The organism is Chitinophagales bacterium (assembly GCA_017303835.1).
In the GTDB taxonomy this organism is placed as follows: Bacteria; Bacteroidota; Bacteroidia; order Chitinophagales; family Chitinophagaceae; genus JAFLBI01.
Genome location: JAFLBI010000001.1, coordinates 2,141,494 through 2,164,169 on the forward strand (window position 1 = coordinate 2,141,494; position 22,676 = coordinate 2,164,169).

At 44.1% G+C, this 22,676-nt stretch carries 18 protein-coding genes; 6 read left to right on the forward strand and 12 right to left on the reverse strand.

All coding sequences use genetic code 11. The annotated features are described in order from the left end of the window. Positions 1-12: 12 nt before the first annotated feature. The 5 genes from J0L83_09600 to J0L83_09620 all read right to left on the reverse strand — a co-directional run bounded on the left by J0L83_09600 (position 13) and on the right by J0L83_09620 (position 7,256). On the reverse strand, positions 13-669 hold the full coding sequence (locus tag J0L83_09600; GenBank protein MBN8664818.1) for a cytochrome c: 657 nt from the start codon (positions 667-669) through the stop codon (positions 13-15). Positions 670-687: 18 nt separating this feature from the next. Next, positions 688-1,275 (reverse strand): DUF3341 domain-containing protein, encoded by a 588-nt coding sequence (locus J0L83_09605; protein ID MBN8664819.1) that lies wholly within the window; start codon positions 1,273-1,275, stop codon positions 688-690. Positions 1,276-1,321: 46 nt separating this feature from the next. Continuing rightward, positions 1,322-2,764: a polysulfide reductase NrfD gene (gene nrfD / locus J0L83_09610; GenBank protein ID MBN8664820.1), complete on the reverse strand. Its 1,443-nt coding sequence runs from the start codon at positions 2,762-2,764 to the stop codon at positions 1,322-1,324. Between the two features lie 65 nt (positions 2,765-2,829). Beyond that, positions 2,830-5,943, reverse strand: a complete 3,114-nt coding sequence (locus J0L83_09615) for a TAT-variant-translocated molybdopterin oxidoreductase (GenBank protein ID MBN8664821.1) — start codon at positions 5,941-5,943, stop codon at positions 2,830-2,832. A gap of 59 nt (positions 5,944-6,002) precedes the next feature. Beyond that, positions 6,003-7,256, reverse strand: coding sequence for a c-type cytochrome (locus J0L83_09620; protein MBN8664822.1), 1,254 nt, complete (start codon positions 7,254-7,256; stop codon positions 6,003-6,005). A 238-nt stretch (positions 7,257-7,494) separates the two neighbouring features. On the opposite strand from J0L83_09620, the gene J0L83_09625 reads away from it, so the two are divergent. Genes J0L83_09625 through J0L83_09635 form a run of 3 tightly spaced genes read left to right on the forward strand, consistent with a single transcriptional unit; the run spans position 7,495 to position 9,064 of the window. Then, the gene (locus J0L83_09625; GenBank protein ID MBN8664823.1) at positions 7,495-7,782 is read left to right on the forward strand and encodes a hypothetical protein; all 288 of its coding nucleotides are present in this window, start codon (positions 7,495-7,497) and stop codon (positions 7,780-7,782) included. Further along, on the forward strand, positions 7,779-8,351 hold the full coding sequence (gene purN, locus J0L83_09630) for a phosphoribosylglycinamide formyltransferase (protein MBN8664824.1): 573 nt from the start codon (positions 7,779-7,781) through the stop codon (positions 8,349-8,351). The genes J0L83_09625 and purN overlap by 4 nt, the downstream gene beginning before the upstream one ends. A 38-nt stretch (positions 8,352-8,389) precedes the next feature. Continuing rightward, positions 8,390-9,064: a hypothetical protein gene (locus tag J0L83_09635; protein ID MBN8664825.1), complete on the forward strand. Its 675-nt coding sequence runs from the start codon at positions 8,390-8,392 to the stop codon at positions 9,062-9,064. A gap of 12 nt (positions 9,065-9,076) precedes the next feature. Here the strand turns inward: J0L83_09635 and J0L83_09640 are convergent, their stop codons facing one another. From J0L83_09640 to J0L83_09660, 5 genes are all read right to left on the reverse strand, one after another. Continuing rightward, complete coding sequence (locus J0L83_09640; protein MBN8664826.1) at positions 9,077-9,547, reverse strand: DoxX family membrane protein; 471 nt, start codon at positions 9,545-9,547, stop codon at positions 9,077-9,079. Between the two features lie 221 nt (positions 9,548-9,768). Beyond that, the gene (locus J0L83_09645; GenBank protein ID MBN8664827.1) at positions 9,769-11,565 is read right to left on the reverse strand and encodes a long-chain fatty acid--CoA ligase; all 1,797 of its coding nucleotides are present in this window, start codon (positions 11,563-11,565) and stop codon (positions 9,769-9,771) included. Between the two features lie 9 nt (positions 11,566-11,574). Then, positions 11,575-11,874 (reverse strand): 2TM domain-containing protein, encoded by a 300-nt coding sequence (locus J0L83_09650; protein MBN8664828.1) that lies wholly within the window; start codon positions 11,872-11,874, stop codon positions 11,575-11,577. Positions 11,875-11,958: 84 nt separating this feature from the next. Continuing rightward, entirely contained in the window at positions 11,959-12,954 is a 996-nt protein-coding gene (locus tag J0L83_09655) for a hypothetical protein (protein ID MBN8664829.1), read from the reverse strand. A gap of 4 nt (positions 12,955-12,958) precedes the next feature. Continuing rightward, positions 12,959-14,191, reverse strand: coding sequence for a DUF1015 domain-containing protein (locus J0L83_09660; GenBank protein MBN8664830.1), 1,233 nt, complete (start codon positions 14,189-14,191; stop codon positions 12,959-12,961). A 115-nt stretch (positions 14,192-14,306) separates the two neighbouring features. Here J0L83_09660 and J0L83_09665 point away from each other — a divergent pair, with 115 nt between their 5' ends. Continuing rightward, entirely contained in the window at positions 14,307-14,708 is a 402-nt protein-coding gene (locus J0L83_09665) for a hypothetical protein (GenBank protein MBN8664831.1), read from the forward strand. On the opposite strand, the gene serC is transcribed toward J0L83_09665, so the two are convergent. Beyond that, the gene (gene serC, locus J0L83_09670; GenBank protein MBN8664832.1) at positions 14,705-15,781 is read right to left on the reverse strand and encodes a 3-phosphoserine/phosphohydroxythreonine transaminase; all 1,077 of its coding nucleotides are present in this window, start codon (positions 15,779-15,781) and stop codon (positions 14,705-14,707) included. The two genes, J0L83_09665 and serC, sit on opposite strands and share 4 nt — an antisense overlap. A 127-nt stretch (positions 15,782-15,908) precedes the next feature. Here serC and gltB point away from each other — a divergent pair, with 127 nt between their 5' ends. Further along, positions 15,909-20,426 carry a glutamate synthase large subunit gene (gltB, locus tag J0L83_09675; protein MBN8664833.1) on the forward strand — a complete coding sequence of 1,506 codons (4,518 nt, stop codon included), beginning with the start codon at positions 15,909-15,911 and terminating at the stop codon, positions 20,424-20,426. A gap of 53 nt (positions 20,427-20,479) precedes the next feature. Further along, on the forward strand, positions 20,480-21,988 hold the full coding sequence (locus J0L83_09680) for a glutamate synthase subunit beta (protein ID MBN8664834.1): 1,509 nt from the start codon (positions 20,480-20,482) through the stop codon (positions 21,986-21,988). On the opposite strand, the gene J0L83_09685 is transcribed toward J0L83_09680, so the two are convergent. Continuing rightward, a complete protein-coding gene (locus J0L83_09685) occupies positions 21,985-22,599 on the reverse strand; it encodes a DUF502 domain-containing protein (GenBank protein MBN8664835.1) in 615 nt (204 codons plus the stop codon). The genes J0L83_09680 and J0L83_09685 overlap by 4 nt on opposite strands. Positions 22,600-22,676: the final 77 nt, after the last annotated feature.

A 22,676-nucleotide genomic window follows, 5' to 3' on the forward strand; every position in this document is an offset into this window, starting at 1 on the left:
AGTCGATCTAAATTATTTTTTTGCAGTTGCTGAACTATCCATTGCAGCTGGTGCTTCATCAGCCAGTGGCAGTTTACCACCTTTTGCTTCAGCCTGTTTCATCTTGATGTAGTGTACAATCTGCCAGCGCTGTTTGCGGTTAAGCTGAGATGCATAGCTACCCATGGTGTTCTTACCATAAGTCAATGAATACATCATCTGGCCTTCAGGCATATTGCCCACGATTGGATCGTTGATCAGGTTTTTTGGTGCTGCAGGATACGGACCTTCACCATCTTTCCACAGCGGACCGTTACCATCCAACTTAGTACCATGACAGATACCGCAGTTAATCAGGTATTGACGCTCAGCTTCTTTGTATTCAGCTGCAGTTAAAGCTGCAACAGGATTAGGCACTTTCTTAGAAGCTACATAGTTTACTGTATCTCCAGGCTTGTCCATTTCAATCGGAAAGGGCGCTTCCTCACCACGAGCAATGGTTCCGGCAACAGGCATGCTGGTATAGTTGATACCCTGCTCTTTCAGGTTGCTGTGATCAGCATAGGTTTCATAAGCACGGCTGTAAGCCATATCAGGCATATAGATGCTACCGGGCTTACGCTTTACATCACTGCAGCTCACGATAACAGCACCTGCAGCAAGAACAGCTATGATGGATAATTTTTTCATCTTCTTTAATTCTATTAATTAAGCAGCAACGGTTTTATTCTCAAACATCATTTCGTCTTTGTCGTAACGACCCAACCACCAGCCGTCTTCAGCAACCTGTACATCTGTTTCAACAGCACCTGCATTGCTTAAGAAAGCCTTCAGATCATCGGTATTGGTTTTATCGCTACACTCAATCACCATCACAAACAGATCATCTGTTGCACGTGCATGGAAATGGTGCTTCTTCACAAAAGGAGCCAACTGACACAGGTAGCAGAAAGTCAATACCATACCTACTGCAGCAAACAGTACGGTTAATTCGAACATGATGGGCACCCATGCAGGTAATGCAAAGTGCGGCTTACCACCAATGTTCAAAGGCCAATCCTTTGTAAAGATCCAGCTGATACCACTGATTGCAGTTGTTGTACCGGTGATACCGTAGATAAAACCAGCAGTGTGCAGACTTGTGTCACGCAGACCAAGGGCCTTATCCAAACCGTGTACAGGATAGGGCGTGTACACATCATGGATTTTGTAACCCGCTGTACGCACTTTCTTTACTGCAGCAAAGAGTGTATCCTCTTCATCAAAACATCCTACAGTGAATTTCTTTTTTGCCATACTGTTTATTTATTCCTGGGCTTTCGCTCAAGTAATGTTTTATTGATTAGTGTGCATGCGCTGCGTGTGCAAACTCATCCACCTCTTTGTTTTCGTATTTATCCATTTTGGTTTTGTAGCTCTCACCTGTTGTCTTCAACACATACTTGATTTCGGCAATCGCGATGGTTGGGAAGTACTTCGCAAAGAGGAAGAAGCAAGTAAAGAACAAACCGAATGTTCCGAGATAGAAACCAATTTCCCAGATAGATGGGCTGTAGTATACAGACCAGCTAGATGGCAGGTAATCGCGGTAGAGAGAAGTAACGATGATTACGAAACGCTCGAACCACATACCGATGTTTACGATCACACTCATGAAGAAAGTAACGAAGAGGTTTCTTCTCATTTTGCGGAACCAGAAGATCTGTGGGCTCAATACGTTACATGCCATCATACCCCAGTAGCTCCAGCCATAAGGACTGAACAAGTTGGCACGGCTGTACCAGAAAGTGTAACCTTCATATTTGTTCTGGCTATACCAACCCATGAAGAGCTCTGTTAAGTAAGCAACACCTACGATTGAACCAGTCAATACAATCACCTTGTTCATCGCTTCGATGTGACCCATGGTGATATAATCTTCCAGACCGAATACTTTTCTTACGACTACCATCAGGGTTTGTACCATGGCGAAACCAGAGAAGATCGCACCCGCAACGAAGTATGGCGGGAAGATCGTGGTGTGCCATCCTGGAATTACTGAAGTGGCGAAGTCGAATGATACGATTGTGTGTACAGAGAGTACCAGTGGTGTACTTAAGCCAGCCAGTACGAGTGATAAACTTTCATGACGCTGCCAGTGCTTGGTAGAACCTGTCCAACCAAAAGCGGCAATACCATACAAACGCTTACGCAGTTTGGTAAAAGCACGGTCACGAACAGTTGCAAAGTCAGGCAACAGACCAGAATACCAGAAAAGGAGTGATACAGTAAAGTAAGTAGAGATCGCGAATACGTCCCACAACAGTGGTGAGTTGAAGTTCACCCACAAAGGACCGCGTGTGTTAGGATAAGGCAGTACGAAGAAGGCCATCCATACACGACCCATGTGGAAGATAGGGAACTGTCCGGCGCACATTACCGCAAAGATGGTCATCGCTTCTGCTGCACGGTTTACACCAGTTCTCCAACCCTGACGGAACAACAAGAGGATGGCAGAGATCAATGTACCGGCGTGACCGATACCAACCCACCATACGAAGTTGGTGATGTCCCAACCCCAACCGATGGTTTTGTTTAGGTTCCACTGACCGATACCATAGGTTACTTCACGGTATACACTGTACACACCGAAGAGCAGCAATGCTACCGCGATGTAGAAACCGATATACCACAATTTTGATGGCTTGGCTTCAATGGGGCGTACAATGTCTTCTGTTACCTGGTGGTAGGTTTTGTCACCATACACCAATGGTTCGCGTAACTGTGATTCGTACTTTACACTCATCTGGTCTTATTTATTGCCTGCAGTTTTCACTGCAGAATTTTATTCAATCAGCTTTTCGTTCTCAATTAAGCGTGTGCTCCTTCTTTCTTTTCTGCGCCATGACCTTCATGTGCCATTTCATCTGTGTTGCGCACCTTAGCCAGGTAACTTACGTTAGGCAGAACGTGCAGCATTTCGAGTGAATAGAACTGACGGTTAGGATTATCCATGCGTACCATGGTGATCGCACTTTCATGGCTGTTTGCGTTACCGAATGTGATGGCGTTAGTAGGACAAGCCTGCTGACAAGCCACTTTCACATCGCTGTCGGTGAGCGGACGGCTTTCTTTCTTCGCCTTCAGCTTACCTTCCTGCAGACGCTGTACGCAGAAAGAACATTTTTCAATCACACCACGGCTACGTACAGTAACATCTGGGTTCAGTACCATGCGGGTAAGATCATCGTTCATCATCATTACCACATCATTCACTTTACCTTCCTGATTATCTGGGAAGCTATCAGCACCAGTATAATCAGCCCAGTTGAAACGACGTACTTTGAACGGACAGTTGTTAGCGCAGTAACGTGTACCAATACAACGGTTATACGTCATCTGGTTCAAACCTTCACTGCTGTGGTTAGTAGCAGCAACCGGACAAACGTTTTCGCAAGGTGCGTTGTCGCAATGCTGACACATCAGCGGCTGGAATACCACTTTCGGGTTATCCATATCACCACTGTAATATTTATCAATACGCAACCAATGCATTTCATGGCCGCGCATTACTTCAGGCTTACCAACGATAGGTACGTTGTTTTCTGCGTTACATGCAACCACGCAAGCACCACAACCAGTACATGTGTTGAGGTCAACATTCATACCCCACTTCACACCTGGTCTGTCGAAAACAGGATAGATCGTACCCTGAGATTCGAACTTCTCCAAACCACCCCAAGGCTTCAGTTCTTTTTCACGCTCATCGCGGATTTCCGTTGGGTGCTTCTTGAATTGAGCTAAGCTCAGTTCCTTCATCACTTCAGTACGGTTACCTTGTGCAGTATCGTAACGGAAGTGTGTTTGCGTTAACGCAACCGGATATTTTTCACCAGTTGCTTCAATGCTAGCATCAGCAACAACAAACTGAACAGCTGTGCCATTGAATGATGCTAACGGATAAGCATTCTTACCAGTTCCTACTACAGCCTTACCCAGCTTTTCGCTGCGGCCGTAACCAACAGCAATAGCGATGGTGTTGGCTTCTGTACCAGGCACAATCAAAGCAGGCAGTTCAACAGTTGTTTTACCAACAGTAACTTTCACTACTTTCTTAGGCGGATTCACTTCATAAGCATCAGCTTCACCACCATCATTCAAATCAATATCCAGCAATGTCTTCGCCATTGCAGGAGAAACAATCACATAGTTATCCCAAGTGGCGCGTGTCACTGGATCTGGTAATTCCTGCAACCATGGGTTAGCAGCACCCTGACCCTGACCGATACCTACTTTTTCATACAATACTACTTCTACCTTACCAGCTTTTTTCACGCCGGCAGCTGCAACAGCACCTGCAACAGCAGCACCGTTGAATGATGCACCACCAATGGTTTCAGCAGCAGGGCTGATCACACCATCTTGTAATGCTTTGTTCCATCCGCTTTCGCCACCCAGCTTGGTGCTCCAGTAACCTTTCAGGAAACCGAGATAATCTGTAGTAGCACCAGACCACTTCAACAAGCTATCCTGCCACTGACGTGTTTTGAACAGCGGATAAATGGTTGGCTGAATGAAAGAATAATAACCAGCCTGAGGCTCAGCATCACCCCAGCTCTCGAGGAAGTGGTTATCAGGAATCACATATTTACACAGCTCAGTGGTTTCATCCACTTTCGCGTTCAATGAAATCGTTGCTTTTGCTTTTTTCAGACCAGCTTTGAACTTGTCTGCATCATACCAGCTGTACGCAGGGTTAGCACCATACACCACCAGTGCACCTACGCTACCAGCATTCAGGTCGTCTACCAACTTCGCGAAGTCGGCATCCACACCTTTTCTGTAATTAACAGGAGCAGCCCAGTTAATGGTTTGTCCGTTTGCACCAACAGCTTCGTTGATGGCGTTTACAATGATCTGAACATTTACATCATTGCTGCCGGCAACTACCAGTGCAGCACCTTTGTTTTCGTTCAGGGTTTTAGCCGCTTTTTCGATACCAGCTTTCAGCTTGGCATCAGCGATATTGATCGCCTGACCATTTACAGCTGATAACAATGCCGCAGCAATTGCAGCTGTTTCAGATGGACGGTGCAGGAATTTCTCATCAGCGTTAGAACCAGTTACAGAAGGCACAGATTCAAAGTGAATGTGCTTGCTCATGCTTGGGTTCTTCTCGTCTAATTTCTTACCTGTTGCATATTGCTTTGCAAATTCAACAGGACTAATCCATGTACCAAGGAAATCAGCAGCCAGACTTACAATGGCTTTTGCTTTATCGAACCGGTAAGCAGGAATTGCACGCTTACCATAAGTAGCTTCATTAGCCAGCAACATACCTGTATAAGAAACCGCATCGTATGTTACATGACGGCTGCCAGGATATTTTGCCAAGAACTGATTAATCACTTCCTGAGAAGAAGGAGATACAACTGTACTAGTCAGCAACACAACTGGTGCGCCATTCAAACCAGCCATTGCATCAGCAACAGCTTTATCAACAGCTTCCATTGTTACTTCCTTACCATCAATGGTAGGGAAACGAAGACGTGCACCATCGTACAGGTCTAATACAGCAGCTTGTACACGGGCAGAAGTACCACCTTTGGTTAAAGGCGATAAATCGTTACCCTCTAATTTAATGGGGCGACCATCACGTACTTTGGCAATCACACTCACTGCATCACCATCCTGTACATAAGTAGTTGCGTAGTAATTCGCAACACCGGGCACAATTCCTTCAGGCTTGTTAGCGAAAGGAATGGCTTTCTTTACAGGCATTTCGCAGCTTGCTGCAACAGCAGCTGCAGCAGTGCTGAAGCCGAGGTATTTCAAGAAGTCTCTGCGGGGTGTTTTTGCATCCAGCAGGCCTTTGTCATCCGCTTCAAATGGTAATTCTTCTTTGAACTCGTCCTGCACATCTTTCTTATATGCATCTGACTGATTCAGCTCTCCGAAACTTGACCAGTACTTTTGTTGCTCCATTATATCAGTTTGACAATTAGTAAAATTTCAGGACAGACGGGCTGTCGATCATACATATATTAATAGTGACACTTCTGACACTCTGTTCCACCGATTTTCTCTACAGTAATACCCTTGGTGCTGTCGATCTTTCCGCTCTTCAGATCATTGTGGTATTTCTCGTAGATGCTATAGAAACCATTGTCTTTGAACTGCACTTTGGTTTCGCGGTGACAGTTGATACACCAGCCCATGCTCAGATCGCTGAACTGCTTCACTTCATCCATTTTCTGAATTTCACCGTGGCAGGTTTGACAAGCCACTTTACCAGCTTTTACGTGCTGACTGTGGTTGAAGTATACGTGATCAGGCAGGTTGTGAATCTTAACCCATTCAATTGGCTTGGCCTTAGAAGGATCCCATGCAGCAGCATTGGCAGGATCGAAGCCAGCATATTTATATAATTTCTGAATTTCTGCAGTACCATCAACCTCGTTACCTTCTTCATCATAGAGCTTAGGTCCTTTTACATACTCATTGATGGCTTTGTGACAGTTCATACACACATTCACAGAAGGAATGTTGGCATGCTTGCCTTGCTCAGCACCACCATGGCAATACAGACAGTTTACTTGGTTAGCTCCTGCGTGTACTTTATGTGAGTAAAAGATAGGTTGTGTAGGTGTGTAGTCTTTAGAACGACCCAGTGCCATGGCACCTTTAGAAGTAAGGTAACCACCAACGCAGAACAGGATTACTGTTAAGGTAGCGATATAGGCTTTGTTTCTCCAGAACGGTACTGGCTCAACAACAGGCTCGCCTGCTTTCTCGTCAGCCATTTTCTTCAGGCTGGCATTTACTTGCAGCAAGGTGAAAGAGATCACGGCCAAAATCAGGGTAAGGATACCGAAGAGCAGGGTGTTATCACCTTCTTCGGCAGGCGCACCTGCAGCAGCAGCTGTTGGCTTAGCCTCAGGCTTCCAGGCTTTGATATAACCGAGGATAGCATCGATCTGTGCATCACTCAGGGTTCCTTCAAACACAGTCATAGAGCTTGGGCTCCAGTCTTTGATCTTCACTGCATACGCATCACCTGAAGCAACGGCTTTGTTCCAGTTCTTGATCCAGAGTGCCAACAACTTATCGTTGTTCCAACGGTCGTGCACACCCATCAGGGCCGGACCTGTCAGGTCCTTGTCCATCTTATGACAAGAAGCACAGTTCGCATTGAACAATGCCTTGCCATCCTGGGCTGTTACCTTATTGGCAAAAGAAATACTGAGGAAAAAAATACCTGCTAGGAGGATGCGTGAGATTCTTCTAAACGTTGTCATATTCACAAGCGGTGATTCTGGTGTGGAAAAATATCCGCGAACGGCTGCAAAAATAGGGTAGTAAGCTTACGAAAGAGCAGTTCGTTTAAAAAAAATTTAGCCTTATCTGGCTTGCATTTCAGCGCATTCAGAGCTATGCTCTATAAAATCTGTCATGATTTAGTAAACTGTATTTTTTTGTTGAAGGGTTTTATCGATTTATTGTGTTGAAGCAAGATTTTTTTTCGTCCTTTGCGCCATGCTCCAAAAATTGAAAGCAAAATGGGGCGTGAGCTGGTCGCAGTTCACCCTAATTTTTACCACGTTTGCATTGGGTGGAAGTGCCTGCGGCTGGCTGGGTCGTCAAGTATTACAATACTTCGATATAGACAATGCGGCTATACGTATTCCGCTGTATATCATTATAGTAACCTTGCTTTGGCCCCTCTGCGTACTGGCCATCAGCATTCCACTTGGGCAGTTTCGTTTTTTCAAAAATTACATCAGCAGAATTGGCCGAAAGATGGCCGGCAAAAAAGACGCATGATCAAACTGGCCATTTTTGCTTCCGGATCAGGTACCAATGCACAGGCACTGGTGGAGCATTTCCGCCAAACAGGTTCTGCGGAGGTTTCCTTAATTCTATGCAATAAGGCCGATGCCTATGTATTGGAACGTGCGAAAAACCTAGGTATCCCCTCCTTATTAATTGATAAAGAACGGTTTAGAAACGGAGATGCCCATATGTCTGAGCTGAAAACAGCAGGCATTGAGCTAATTGTGCTGGCCGGATTTCTCTGGAAAATACCCCAGGCCCTGATAGAAGCCTATCCCCAGCGCATCATCAATATCCACCCTGCCCTACTCCCAAAATATGGCGGCAAGGGCATGTATGGCCACCATGTACACCAAGCTGTTATTGAGGCCAAAGAGCAGGAAAGCGGCATCACCATTCATTTAGTGGATGAAGAATACGACCATGGTCGCCACCTCGCCCAGTTCACCTGCCCCGTTTTACCCGATGACACGCCTGATAGCCTTGCAGCACGCATCCATGGTTTAGAGCACCAACATTTTCCTAAAGTGGTGGAAGCTTATTTACAGGAATTAGCCTAATACATTATGGAAATACCTGATATCAGCATCTCAGGTATATGAAACAAGTACTGATACTGCTGCTGGTGACTACAAGTGTGGCTTGTAGGCAAGTCGAACAAGATACAAATACAGTTACCTATGTTTTGAGTGAAAAACAGTTGCCATCATTACGCAACCAATATCTATACCTCATGAATGAGGACAAGCACGTGGTGATTGATTCGCAACTGGTAAGTGATGCAAAAATTGTTTTTCATTATAGCATACATCCAGATTCACCGGCGATTTTTTGCAGCATCCGTTATGTTGATTCAACGAATGCATATAAAAGACCTATGGGGTTTTTGAATACCAAAACACCCAATGCTGTTTTCTCCTTCTTTTATGTGGATCAAAGGCCAACAGTTTTTCAACCCAATACACCAACAGATGAATTCCCCAGCTGGGTAAGTGGCAGTAAAGTGAACGATGCAGATTTCAGTATGGCGCAATTGTATTATTCTAAAGATGCCATTAAACAGGTTGCATTACTAAAGAAGAATATTCAAACCATCAAATCCTATCCAAATTCGATAGGCCTGCTAAAACAATTGTTTTATATTAAAGGCGATTTCAACGCAGCAGAAGCTACTACCATGCTGGAAGCTTTTAACCATACTGTACAAAAGCATCCTATTGGTGAACGCATTCGTCAGTATTACCTTACCGGCAAAGCTGACGACACTTTATAATAGACAAACAGATTATTCGCGCGACAAAGCCATTTCGCTGAAATGCTGATTGGCTTCTTTCTCTCTTTCGGTTTTCCAAAGCACAATACCCGCTGCTACAATGATGATATTCTTCATGATGTATTGCCCAACTAGTGTTAGGCCGTAAGGCATGTAGTGAAAAGTTTCTTTGGGAAAGAAAATGAAAGGTGTGAACGTACATACCATATGCAAAAACAGTAGGATCAGTGTTGGACGAATGTATTTACCAATAATCAGCAATGCCCCAACAATACATTCCCAACCAGCCAGCATGATCAAGTTTACTTTATTATCAATCAACCCAAACGTTAGTTCATGAATGGTATTCATGGCGAGTTGCTCTGCCGGACTCAAGCCATCAAAAAATTTCAATGCACCAAACCACAGGTAAACAATACCTACACTGATGCGCAGTAATGACATGGCGGATAAACGGGAAGCTTGTTCTCTGGGTGTCTGCATGGCAATCGTTTGAGGCTTCAAAACTAAAACCCGCATCCTCCGCAAACACTGACATTGGTCATGCTTATAAAAGGTGATCGCCATTAGTTCGGGTGCGGACACCCGAACGGGCCATCTGCCACAAGCCGGTGTCCTCACCGGCGATAAAGGACATTTACAAATACTCGGGTGTGGACACCCAAGTAGGCAACACAAAAAAGCCGGTCATTGACCGGCTTTACTTAAGAACCTTCATAAATACGCTCTATGGAGGCTTTGTATTTTTCGTTAATTACTTTTCGCTTCAGCTTTAAGGTGGGCGTTAATTCGCCTGTATCCACCGTCCACTCATGAGCCAACAATTCAAACTTCTTGATCTGTTCCACATGGTTGAAAAACTTATTGAAGCTCTCTACCAACTCACGGTAGAGTTCCAATATACGTGGATGATTGATGGCCGCTTCCGGTGTGGTAAATTGAATTTGCTTTTCCTTCATCCACTCACGCAGTGTAGGAAAAGAAGGTACAATTAATGCACCAACGAATTTTCTTTCAGCACCTACCACCATGACTTGCTCTACAAAAAGACTTTCTTTCAAACGGTTTTCAATAGGCTGAGGTGCCACATATTTACCGCCACTGGTCTTGAACAATTCCTTCTTACGATCTGTGATCTTTAGGTATTTGCCTTCATCCCAGATTCCAATATCGCCAGTATGCAACCAACCATCGATCACCGTTTCAGCAGTAATCTCGGGACGCTTGTAATAACCCTTCATAACACTGGGACCTTTCACCAATATCTCACCATCCTCAGCAATCTTCACTTCCTGCCCAACAATGGGTAAACCTACAGAGCCATACTTACAACCGCCGGGTGTTTTTCTGTTTACGGTAATCACCGGACTATTTTCAGTTGGACCATAGCCTTCATACACTGGAATTTGTGCGCCGTTGAAAATGCGTAAAAGTTTTTCCTGACAAGCAGCACCACCTGTAATGATGAATTCAATATTGCCGCCCAATGCTTCGCGCCACTTATTGAAGATGATTTTATTGGCCATGGACAATTGCACATTGTACCACATGCCACCACTCACATTGTTGTCATATTTTTCTGCTAAGCCAACTGCCCAGAAAAATAATTTTCTTTTAGTGCCTTCCAACTCATTACCCTTCGTCATGATTTTTTCAAACACTTTCTCCAACAAACGCGGCACAGTGGAGAAGCCCATCGGCTTTACTTCCTTCAGGTTGTCGCCAATGGTCTCCAAACTCTCTGCATAATAAATACTGATACCACTAAAGAGATAGATATAAGTAATCACTTTTTCAAAAATGTGGTTCAGTGGCAGAAAGCTCAGTGCTTTACCATCGGGCCTATCCTCAAAAGGAAAACTTTCTTTTGAATGAAAGACATTACTTACAATATTCTCATGCGTTAACATCACACCCTTGGGTGTACCCGTTGTACCTGAGGTATAAATAATGGTTGCAAGATTGGATGTTGGTATTTGCGCGCTGATAGCTGCTACCTGAGACAGGCTTTCTGCATCGGCCAGATGTAATAATTCAGACCAATGTGCAGCACCTTCTACTTTATCGAATGTATATACCTGTTGGAGTGTGGGCACATGATCTTTGATGCTCATCACTTTATCCCACAAATTGGCATCGCCGGCAAAAACATATTTCACCTCTGCTTCATTCAGGATGAATTGTAATTCCAGCGGATTGGTGGTTGGATAAATAGGCGTGAGTACTGCACCCGTTTGTTGCACAGCCAGGTCTGTAAAAATCCATTCAGGTCTGTTGGCACTAATCAGTGCTACTTTCTGCGCACCTTCAGGTGAATAATCTCCACCATTGATACCCAGTTTCAGCAAACCTGCCGCAAACCTGATGGCGATATCATTCACTTCCTTTGTACTATACGCTCTCCACTGTCCGTTCTCTTTTGCATTCAGCATATCTGGTTTTGGAAACTTCTCCAGCTGAAACTGCAATACATCAAACAATCGATAATTGGGAAAACTCATGATGAATGATTATAGTGATGTTGATTGATCTTTCTTTTCCTGCTTCAGTTTTTCATACTCCCTTTCTACCAGATCATCCTGATTACCGGCATAGGCTTCGTAATACTGGAAGGCAATTCCAATACCCCAACCAAGCGTTACCCAGATGGGCCATGCAGAAGCTTTGAACTCGAAGCCTTCATACCCGTGGGTAATCCAGTAAATGGTCCACAGAAAAATATTGACCACTACATAGGCAAATGCGCTTTTCTTGAAGTTGGCGCGTTTCTTGGCGATACGCCAGAGTTTATCATTGTCGGGAGTTTGCATGGCAAGCTGTTGAGGGGAACAAATTAGGCAAAACAGCAGAAACAGCAAAGCAGGGCTTCATTGCCACCGGCTATAAGCAGTTTTTTAACGGTAATACTGCCCAGCGGGGATTTTGAACAGATTGCTGCGTTGGTATTTTTTGAACTTTTCTACCTCGGTATCATGGTTATTCAGCCAGATCTGGTAGGCTGATGGACTAGCCACCATACCAAATAACCACTGATGATAGGCATCGAAATGGCCTTCGCGCAGGAGCTGATTCAGGTGTTGAAAGTGTTCAAAAGGGAATTGCTTGTTCAAATCGGACTGCATCCAGGACAATAAGAAACGGGTTCTGATGGCAGTAAGTACCTCGGGGGTAACACCTTCTCGGATCATAGACCCAAACTTGTTGAAATTACCCAGTACTGCTTTTTCAAATGCAGTAGGCTTTCTGCTGGCAGGTATGGCCTGCAGCATATCTGACAATGCAAAGATGCGCTTACATGATTCGTATAAAAGATTCTTAATCTCTGTTGTTCTCTGCGAGAAGCTTTCTAGATTCAAAAAAAGTTCACCGTACAGCATAACAGGAAACCAATCCTCTGCAAGTGCATAATGTTTTACTGCGAAGAAATAATTCGCAGGATAATTAGGATCTGTGGCAATACCCTTTTCCCACTGCACAATAGCCTCTGCTTTTTTACCTGCTGCTTGCAGCATCGCACCATAGTCGGCATACAACACCCCACTGGTTGGAAAACGCTGAATGCCTTTTATGTATAGTTTTTCTGCTTCTTTATAATCAGCGATGGCAGCATAAGTAAGCCCTAATTGTTGAAACACTTGAAAATCAGCATCGTTGCGTTCAATCAGTTGCTTACCCAATTCAATAGCACCGGCAAAATCGCGCTGAAGAAATTGTAAAAAGAGTTTGTCTTTCAGTAAACCCAAATCATTGGGTGCAGCAGCCAAAGCTTTTTCCAACTGTGTTGTTGCAGCTGCATATTCTCCCTGCATGATTAGTTTTTTATGCTCAGGCTGCTGCGCCATCACGCGCAGGCCGAAAAAAACACCAATCAAGAGTAGAGCAACACGCATATGATTAATGAATCAGGTGAGTTAACAAACCATCGCGTAGCTTTGGTTCAAACCAAGTACTCTTCGGTGGCATTACATTACCACTATCGGCAATATCAAACAATTGCTCAATGGTAACAGGATAGAGACTGAATGCCAACTGCATATCACCACTGTTCACGCGCTTTTCCAATTCACCCAAACCGCGGATTCCACCTACAAAATCAATACGCTTATCCGTACGCTGGTCTTTGATATTAAGCAATGGATCAAGAATGTTTTCCTGCAGAATGGTAACATCCAACACACCAATGGGATCGTTTCGATAAACACCAGGTTTTGCTGTAAGGCGATACCATTCTTTATCGATATACATACCAAACTCATGCAGTACAGCAGGCTTTACTGCGGTACTACCATTCAATTCAACGGTGAAATCAGCCGATAAGCGTTCTAATAAATCAGCTTTACTTAACCCATTCAAATCCTTCACCACACGGTTATAATCCAGAATAGCTAGCTGACTGGCAGGGAATAAGGTTGTTAGAAAATAATCTGCTGATTGTGTTGCTGTATTACCCAGCGCAGCGCGCACTTTAGCAGCTGAAGCGGCACGGTGGTGGCCGTCTGCGATATAGGTACAAGGCACTTTAGCTACAAAAAGATCGGTGATCTGCTTACACACATCGCTATCGCTGATGATCCAGATGGTATGCTGAATACCATCATCCGCTTTAAAATCATAAACCGGTGAACGGGCAGTCATCCACTTATCAATGAGTGCATCTACTTCTGCCACATTTCTATATGCCAGAAATACATTACCTGTTTGTGCACCTGTTGTTTTGATATGATTGATTCTGTCCTGCTCTTTTTCCGGACGTGTAAACTCGTGCTTCTTAATGATGTCTTCATTGTAATCATCCACACTGCTTACACAAACCAAACCAGTCTGGCTTCTACCATCCATGATGAGGCGATAGATATAATAGCAGTCTTTGTCTTCCCGAAACAGGATGTCGCGCTTGATGAATGCATCCAGGTTTTCTTTGGCCTTTTCATACACAGGCATGCTATGAATATCTGTCTGCTCTGGCAGATCAATTTCACTTTTGGTGATATGCAGGAAAGAATTGGGATTGCCTTGTGCTTCTACACGTGCTTCTGCACTATTCAATACATCGTAAGGTCTGCTGGCCACTTGTGCAGCAAAAGGTGCGTGCGGACGAAGGGCCTTGAAGGGTTGGATATTTGCCATAATCTGGGCCGCAAGATAATTATTGCAGGTTGATATTCCTGTCGGTGCTATAATATCGGCATGATTTAACAGAATCCTCTATTGTTTTCGCTTAATTTGATCAAAATTCAGTCCCATGTCGCAGCAGGTGAAAGCCATCACAGAAGATGATTTGATTGAATACATTCTCAGACACTTGTACAGCCATCTGGATAAGAATGAGTTACATCTGGAGAGAGATATTCTAGCGCCAGCTCAAGTACAGTTGGATGAACGTCAGCTAGAACATGTACGTGAGATTCTCATGAGTACACAACTCGTAAAAGCTTCCGTAGGTTTTGGAAAAAATGGATTTGTCTATTTAACCGGTACTGGCATTCAAGTGATGAAACAATACAAATCCTACCACAATTTTCTGCAAGCTACACAGGGCTTTACAGCACAACAAACTTTACAAGCTGCAGCACCTGCGCATACACCGGAAGAAAAACCTGCATCGGATCAACCTCATGTGAATTACGATGATATGGCGCATTAGCCATGGCGCTGTGCAAAATCTTTCATCAGATGACAAATCGTTTCTACGCTCTGCATAGACAGTGCATTGTACATGCTTACACGTAAACCACCTACGGTACGGTAACCTTTTACGCCCACCATACCATTGGCTTTACACTCATCCAGAAACTTGTTTTGTAATACTTCATCATTGATAAAGAAAACAGCATTCATCTGACTGCGGTCTTCTTTACGCACTTTACAACTAAATAATGGTAAGCTGTCAATGGTGTTGTATAAGAGATCCGACTTTGCAGTAGCATGTTCAGCCATTACACTTAAACCACCTTGCTGAATAATCCAGCGCAGCGTTAACATGGCTACATATACAGCAAATACAGGCGGCGTATTCATCAGTGAGCCTGCTTCGATATGCTTGCGATAATCCATAATGGTAGGAATCGCTCGGCTGGTTTTACCCAATACATCTTTTCTCACTACCACGAGGTTGACACCTGCTGCACCCATATTCTTCTGTGCACCTGCATAAATGAGTGCAAATTTTTTGAAATCAACTGGTCTGCTGAAAATATCACTACTCATATCACCAATCAGTGGCACATCCACTTCAGGGTATTGGTGCCACTGTGTTCCTTCTACAGTATTATTGGTAGTGATATGCAGATAAGCATAAGCTGGATCAACACTGAAATCCTTGGGTATATAAGTATGTGACTGATCCGCGGAAGAAGCTACCACATCCACCTTACCAAACAGTTTGGCTTCTTTCAAAGCCTTATTACCCCAAATGCCATTGTCGCAATAAGCAGCTGTTGCATTCGCATCCAGCAAATTCATCGGTACCTGCATGAACTGCGTAGTAGCACCACCATGTAAAAACAATACTTCATATGCATCATCCAAGCCCATTAATTGCTTTACAGCATTGCGCGCTTCGTCCAGCACTTCTTGAAACAATGGTGTGCGGTGCCCGATTTCCAGAATGGATAAACCACTGCCATTGAAATCATGGATAGCATTTGCTGCTGCTTCCAGTACTGGTTGCGGTAAAACAGAGGGACCTGAATTGAAATTGTGTTTTTGCTGACTCATACGGCTTGCAAAGTACGTAGAAATCAAGCCCAACAGAAACTCACGCTTGTTAGTGTTATGGTTTTACAAAACGCATTCAGTATATTGGGCATTGCCTGCCATTCACCCTAAAACGGACTGAAAGAATATGTCTATGCATCTTGGTGGCGGGCTTTACGATCCCCGGTTTGAACACGACTCCTGTGGCATCGGTTTTGTTGCCAGCATTAAAGGGAAAAAATCACATCAACATATTTCAGATGCGTTAACCGTGTTGGAAAACATGGAACACCGCGGTGCATGTGGATGTGAAAACAATACAGGTGATGGCGCCGGCATCATGATTCAAACACCACATGCTTTTTTCTTTGAAGCATGTTTGCAACTAGGTATACAATTGCCGGCATATGGTAAGTACGGCGTAGGTGTGCTCTTCTTTCCAAAAGATGTGCAACGCAGAGAAGAATGCCGCGATATTTTCAACAGAGCCACAGAGAAACTGGGGATGGAATTATTGGGTTATCGCAAAGTGCCCGTAAATCCTGCAGATATTGGCCCAACCGCTTTAAGCGTAGAACCAGAAATGGAGCAAGTGTTTGTGCGTTGCCCTGATCAAGTGCATAACCCTGAAGACTTTGAACGCAAGCTCTTTGTATTGCGCAACTATGTAACACATCTTGTCAATAATACTGTACAAAAAGATGCCATTGGTTTTTACATCGCATCGCTGAGTTATAAAACAGTGGTATATAAGGGACAGCTCACCAGTTTACAGGTGCGTAACTATTTCCCTGATCTCAGTGATAAATCCATGGTGAGTGCGTTTGGTCTGGTACACTCTCGCTTTGCTACAAACACTTTTCCTTCCTGGAAACTGGCACAGCCCTTCCGTTACATCGCACACAATGGAGAGATCAATACACTGCAGGGTAATCTCAACTGGTTAAAGACAAGTGAGCAAGGTTTTACTTCTAAATATTTCAGCAAGGAAGAAATGGATATGTTGCTGCCCATAGTGGGCGAAGGGCAGTCTGATTCTGCCTGTCTGGATAATATGATTGAATTGCTTACACTCACCGGCAGATCATTACCACATGTGATGATGATGCTGATTCCGGAAGCATGGGATGGCAATGAGCAGATGGATCCTGTGAAAAAAGCTTTCTATGAATACCATGCATCTATGATGGAGCCTTGGGATGGACCAGCATCTATTTCATTCACCGATGGAAAAATTATTGGTGCAACGCTCGACAGAAATGGCTTAAGACCATCGCGCTATTGCGTTACCACAGATGAGCGTGTGATCATGGCTTCTGAAACAGGTGCTTTACCTGTAGATCCAGCTATCATCAAAGAGAAGGGCAGATTGCAGCCGGGTAAAATGTTTGTAGTGGATATGGAACAGGGGCGAATCATCAGTGATGAAGAGTTGAAAACGAACATCTGCACACAACAACCCTATGGCGATTGGTTGAATAAATACAAGATTCGATTAGAAGAATTACCAGAGCCAAGAGTAATGTTCACCCATTTAGAACATGATCAGGTATTTAAATACCAGAAAGCATTTGGCTATTCCAAAGAAGATTTGGAAACCATTATTCAACCAATGGCTTTGGAAGTTAAAGAACCCATCGGTTCCATGGGTACCGATACGCCACTTGCAGTATTGAGTGATGAACCGCAACACCTCAGCAGTTATTTCAAACAATTGTTTGCGCAGGTAACCAATCCGCCGATTGACCCGATTCGTGAACGCATGGTGATGTCGCTCTCTACATTCGTGGGTAATGTAGGCAACCTGCTGGAAGAAGATCCGCTGGCTTGTCATACCGTTGCACTTAAACATCCTATCCTTACCAATTTTGAGTTAGAGAAAATTCGCAGTATTGATACAGGCATTTTCCAAGCCAAAACATTACAATGCTATTTCAGAGCAGATCAACAACCCGGCTCATTAAAAGCTGGTTTAGATAGAATTTGTCGCTACGCCGTAGATGCGGCGCAGGATGGATTTGAAGTGATCATCCTGCAAGACCGTGCGATAGACTCAGACCATGCGCCTATTCCATCTTTACTTGCTACCGCTGCTGTACACCACCACCTCATTAGAAAAGGACTGCGTGGTAAAGTGGGCATCATCGTTGAAGCAGGCGATGTTTGGGAAGTGCATCATTTTGCTTGTTTGCTGGGTTTTGGTGCTACAGCCATCAATCCTTATCTGGCTTTGTCTTCTATCAGAGTTATGAAGGAGACAGGCATCATGAAAACAGATTTATCAGAAGAACAACTGAAGAAGCATTATATCAAAGCAGTGAATGATGGTTTGCTGAAAGTCTTCAGCAAGATGGGTATCTCTACGCTGCAATCTTATCAAGGCGCGCAGATATTTGAAATCATTGGTATTAATAAAGCCGTGGTGAATCAATATTTCACCGGTGCAACTTCCCGAATCGAAGGCATGGGTCTGGATGAGCTGGCACGTGAAACATTGGCGAAACATTTCTTCGCTTTCAGCAGAAAGGAAATTCCCACAGATCGGTTACCGGTGGGTGGTATCTATCAATGGAAACGCAAAGGAGAGTTTCATTTATTCAATCCGCAAACCATTCATCTCTTACAGCATGCTACCCGCACGAATGATTATGCAACATTTAAGAAATACACCAAGCTGGTGAACGACCAGAGTGAGAAAGCTTGTACGCTGCGTAGTCTATTTGCATTTAAACAAACCAAGCCTTCTATTTCTATTGACGAAGTAGAACCTGCAGAAAATATCTACAAACGTTTTGCCACAGGTGCTATGAGCTTTGGTTCCATTTCATGGGAAGCACATACTACACTAGCTATTGCGATGAACCGTTTGGGCGGTAAGAGTAATACCGGAGAAGGTGGTGAAGATGAAATACGTTATGCACCATTACCCAATGGTGATTCGATGCGCAGTGCGATTAAACAAGTAGCTTCTGCACGATTTGGTGTAACGAGTTTATACCTCACTGAAGCAGATGAGTTGCAAATCAAAATGGCACAGGGTGCCAAGCCTGGCGAGGGCGGACAATTACCCGGTCATAAAGTAGATGAGTGGATTGGTAAAACAAGACATGCCACACCCGGTGTAGGTTTGATTTCGCCACCACCGCATCATGATATTTATTCTATTGAAGATCTGGCGCAGTTAATCTTTGATTTGAAGAATGCCAACAGAGCTGCACGCATCAACGTAAAGTTGGTGAGTAAAGCAGGTGTGGGCACCATTGCTGCCGGTGTTACCAAAGCAAAAGCAGATGTGGTGTTGATCTCTGGTCACGATGGTGGCACAGGTGCATCCCCGCTGAGTTCTATCAAGCATGCTGGTTTACCTTGGGAATTGGGTTTGGCGGAAACACATCAAACCTTGGTGCGGAACAAACTGCGTAGTCGCGTAGTGGTGCAAGCAGACGGACAAATGAAGACCGGTCGCGATATCGCTATTGCTGCATTATTGGGTGCAGAAGAATGGGGTGTGGCCACTGCTGCATTGATTGTAGAAGGTTGTATCATGATGCGCAAGTGTCATCTGAATACTTGTCCCGTTGGTGTTGCCACACAGGATCCAGAGTTGAGAAAAAGATTTACCGGTAATCCGGATCATGTGGTGAATTTCTTCCGCTTCATTGTACAAGAGTTGCGTGAGATCATGGCAGAGTTGGGTTTCAGAAGCGTACATGAAATGGTGGGTCAGGTAGAACATTTACAAATGCGCGAGAACATTCAGCATTGGAAATATAGTAAGCTGGACCTATCTGCTGTCTTGTACAAAGCACCTGCAGATTCTAGTACAGGATTATATCAACAAGAAGCACAGGATCATGGATTGGCCAATGTACTGGATTGGCAATTGTTGCAAGCAGCACAGCCAGCAATTGAGAAACAACAAACAGTTCGTGCTGCATTTCCCATTAAAAATATTGACAGAACAGTTGGCACCATTGTTTCCAATGAAATCACCAAACGCTACAAAGCAGCTGGTTTACCTGATGATACCATTCATTTTCGTTTTGAAGGAACTGCGGGACAAAGCTTCGGTGCATTCAATACCAGAGGTATTACACTGGAGTTAGAAGGTGATGCCAACGATTATTTTGGCAAGGGCTTGAGCGGTGCAAAATTAATTGTGTATCCACCAAAGCAGGCCGCGTACACAGCAGAAGACAATATTATCATTGGTAATACAGCTTTCTATGGTGCTACTTCCGGTAAGGCGTTTATCAGAGGTATGGCTGGTGAACGCTTTGCAGTGAGAAACTCAGGCGTAACAGCTGTTGTAGAAGGTGTAGGCGATCATGGTTGTGAGTACATGACAGGCGGTGTTGTTGTTGTATTAGGCAATACAGGTAGAAACTTTGCAGCAGGCATGAGTGGTGGCATTGCCTATATCTATGATGTACGCAAAAACTTCCAGCAACAATGCAATGCTGAAATGGTAGACCTTGATCCATTGGATGATTTAGATGCGCAACAATTGCATGCATTGCTGACAGAACATGTTGCAAGCACGGGTAGTACTGTTGCCAAATTCATTCTCGGTGACTTTGAGCAGCAGCTGCGCAATTTCGTGAAAGTCTTTCCGAGAGATTACAAACAAGTATTGAAACAACAACTCAGCAAAGCCATTCACTAATCATCCATTCATTCTATCATTCAATCATTCTATCATTCAATCATTCTTCATATATGGGCAAACCAACAGGATTCATTGAGTTTACAAGAGCCACACCGGATAAGCGTCCGGTAGAAGCCAGATTGCAAGACTACAAAGAGTTTGTACAGCCTTTTACAGGACAGCAGTTGCATGAGCAATCTGCGCGCTGTATGAATTGCGGTGTACCTTTTTGTCATTCCGGTTGTCCGCTCGGTAATATCATTCCTGAATTCAACGACGCAGTCTATCGTGAGAAATGGCAGGAAGCTTATGAGATACTCAGTTCTACCAATAATTTTCCTGAGTTCACTGGAAGAATTTGTCCGGCACCATGCGAATCAGCTTGCGTGTTAGGTATTAATCAACCACCTGTTGCTATTGAAGAAATTGAGAAGCATATTATTGAGATTGCTTTCAATAAAGGATTTGTACAGCCTCGTGCGCCACATGTACGCAGTGGTAAAAAAGTAGCCGTGATTGGTTCGGGTCCCGCAGGGTTGGCAGCAGCTGCACAATTGAATAGTGTAGGACATAATGTTACCGTGTTTGAAAGAGATGAAGCGCCTGGTGGTTTGTTGCGCTATGGTATTCCTGATTTTAAATTGGAGAAATGGGTGGTTGACAGACGTATTGATTTGATGAAAGCATCGGGTATTGAATTTCGTTGTCATGCACATGTGGGCGTGAATGTGCCGGTAACAGATTTGTTGCGCGAATACCATGCGACTGTATTAGCGGGTGGATCCACACAACCAAGAGATTTACCAGTGCCCGGCAGAGAATTGAAAGGCGTTTATTTCGCTATGCAGTTCCTAAAACAACAGAACAAAAGAGTTGCTGGTAAAGATCCCTTAGCGAATCTTGAAATTGAAAGTAATATCCTTGATGAAAATTTGACTGCAACGGGTAAACATGTAGTAGTGATTGGTGGTGGCGATACGGGCAGCGATTGTGTGGGTACTTCTAACCGACAAGGTGCTGCATCAGTAACACAGTTTGAATTATTACCGCAGCCACCCAAGAGCAGAACAGAATATATGCCCTGGCCTAGCTATCCAATGTTGCTGAAAACAACAACTTCTCATGAAGAAGGCGCGAATAGATTATGGGCTGTAGCCACCAAAGCATTTATTGGCGATGAACAAGGACAATTACAAGCGATTCAATTGGTAGATCTGGAATGGAGTGTTGGTGCGGATGGCAAACCTGCCAGCTTTGAAGAAGTAGCGGGTAGCGAAAGAACCATTCCTTGTCAGCTAGCTTTACTGGCCATGGGCTTTATCCATCCACAAAAGAAAGGTTTGTTAGAGCAATTAGATATTGAATTGGATGAACGCGGCAATGTAAGGGCCAATGAACAACACTATCAAACCAATATGGCTAAAGTATTTGCAGCAGGCGATATGCGCCGCGGACAAAGCTTAGTCGTTTGGGCCATCAGTGAGGGCAGAGAATGTGCAAGAAAAGTAGATGAATACTTAACAGGAAGCAGCAGACTGGAAACCAAGGACCATAATCTGGTGAACAAAGTATTTATTTAGTCTTCCACATCGGTAACACCACCGCTTACCACAAACTTCATCGCATCAGTACTGCTGACATTAGGTACAGCACGAATTTTTTCTTTAGGAACTATGTATGTAATACCTGAGATCGCATAACTGTGCGGTACATAGACCGTCATATGTTCTGCTAATCCAAACTGGTGTGCATCTTCCTGAGTAATAAAACCGATACGCCATACATCGGGCCCATCCACATTCACCAATACCGGATGGTTGAATTTTTTCTTACTTCCTGCAAATGCTTCAAAAAAGTCTTTGACAGAGGAATAAATGAATTTGATACCCGGCGTTTTCTCCAGCAAGCTGTCGAACATATCAATCAGCCTTTGGGCAAAGAAATTAGAGCTCACAAAACCAATCAGGATCAGCGCAGCTACAATCATCAGAATACCTAGTCCATAATTTCTTGGTATACTATTCCCGTTGATGTCTTTAACCTCGAATATGGGAATCAGGTTGTCGATGGTGGTAACCATCCAATAAATCAAATAACCAGTAATCACCACAGGTGCTACAATCAGCAATCCCTGCAGAAAATACTGAAACAACTTGCGCCAGTGAAAAATGCCTAAGGGATTGGTTGCCATTCTTTGTATTTGTGTGAAGTAAGCAAAAATACGGGCTTGACCCTGCTTTCCTTTCATCGCCTTATGGCGCCACTTAA

What these genes read in the sequence shown, in the direction of transcription:
- J0L83_09600 (MBN8664818.1), bottom strand. Translation starts at nt 669, where the DNA reads ATGAAAAAATTATCCATCATAGCTGTTCTTGCTGCAGGTGCTGTTATC.
- J0L83_09605 (MBN8664819.1), bottom strand. Translation starts at nt 1,275, where the DNA reads ATGGCAAAAAAGAAATTCACTGTAGGATGTTTTGATGAAGAGGATACA.
- nrfD (MBN8664820.1), bottom strand. Translation starts at nt 2,764, where the DNA reads ATGAGTGTAAAGTACGAATCACAGTTACGCGAACCATTGGTGTATGGT.
- J0L83_09615 (MBN8664821.1), bottom strand. Translation starts at nt 5,943, where the DNA reads ATGGAGCAACAAAAGTACTGGTCAAGTTTCGGAGAGCTGAATCAGTCA.
- J0L83_09620 (MBN8664822.1), bottom strand. Translation starts at nt 7,256, where the DNA reads ATGACAACGTTTAGAAGAATCTCACGCATCCTCCTAGCAGGTATTTTT.
- J0L83_09625 (MBN8664823.1), top strand. Translation starts at nt 7,495, where the DNA reads ATGCTCCAAAAATTGAAAGCAAAATGGGGCGTGAGCTGGTCGCAGTTC.
- purN (MBN8664824.1), top strand. Translation starts at nt 7,779, where the DNA reads ATGATCAAACTGGCCATTTTTGCTTCCGGATCAGGTACCAATGCACAG.
- J0L83_09635 (MBN8664825.1), top strand. Translation starts at nt 8,390, where the DNA reads ATGAAACAAGTACTGATACTGCTGCTGGTGACTACAAGTGTGGCTTGT.
- J0L83_09640 (MBN8664826.1), bottom strand. Translation starts at nt 9,547, where the DNA reads ATGCAGACACCCAGAGAACAAGCTTCCCGTTTATCCGCCATGTCATTA.
- J0L83_09645 (MBN8664827.1), bottom strand. Translation starts at nt 11,565, where the DNA reads ATGAGTTTTCCCAATTATCGATTGTTTGATGTATTGCAGTTTCAGCTG.
- J0L83_09650 (MBN8664828.1), bottom strand. Translation starts at nt 11,874, where the DNA reads ATGCAAACTCCCGACAATGATAAACTCTGGCGTATCGCCAAGAAACGC.
- J0L83_09655 (MBN8664829.1), bottom strand. Translation starts at nt 12,954, where the DNA reads ATGCGTGTTGCTCTACTCTTGATTGGTGTTTTTTTCGGCCTGCGCGTG.
- J0L83_09660 (MBN8664830.1), bottom strand. Translation starts at nt 14,191, where the DNA reads ATGGCAAATATCCAACCCTTCAAGGCCCTTCGTCCGCACGCACCTTTT.
- J0L83_09665 (MBN8664831.1), top strand. Translation starts at nt 14,307, where the DNA reads ATGTCGCAGCAGGTGAAAGCCATCACAGAAGATGATTTGATTGAATAC.
- serC (MBN8664832.1), bottom strand. Translation starts at nt 15,781, where the DNA reads ATGAGTCAGCAAAAACACAATTTCAATTCAGGTCCCTCTGTTTTACCG.
- gltB (MBN8664833.1), top strand. Translation starts at nt 15,909, where the DNA reads ATGTCTATGCATCTTGGTGGCGGGCTTTACGATCCCCGGTTTGAACAC.
- J0L83_09680 (MBN8664834.1), top strand. Translation starts at nt 20,480, where the DNA reads ATGGGCAAACCAACAGGATTCATTGAGTTTACAAGAGCCACACCGGAT.
- J0L83_09685 (MBN8664835.1), bottom strand. Translation starts at nt 22,599, where the DNA reads ATGGCAACCAATCCCTTAGGCATTTTTCACTGGCGCAAGTTGTTTCAG.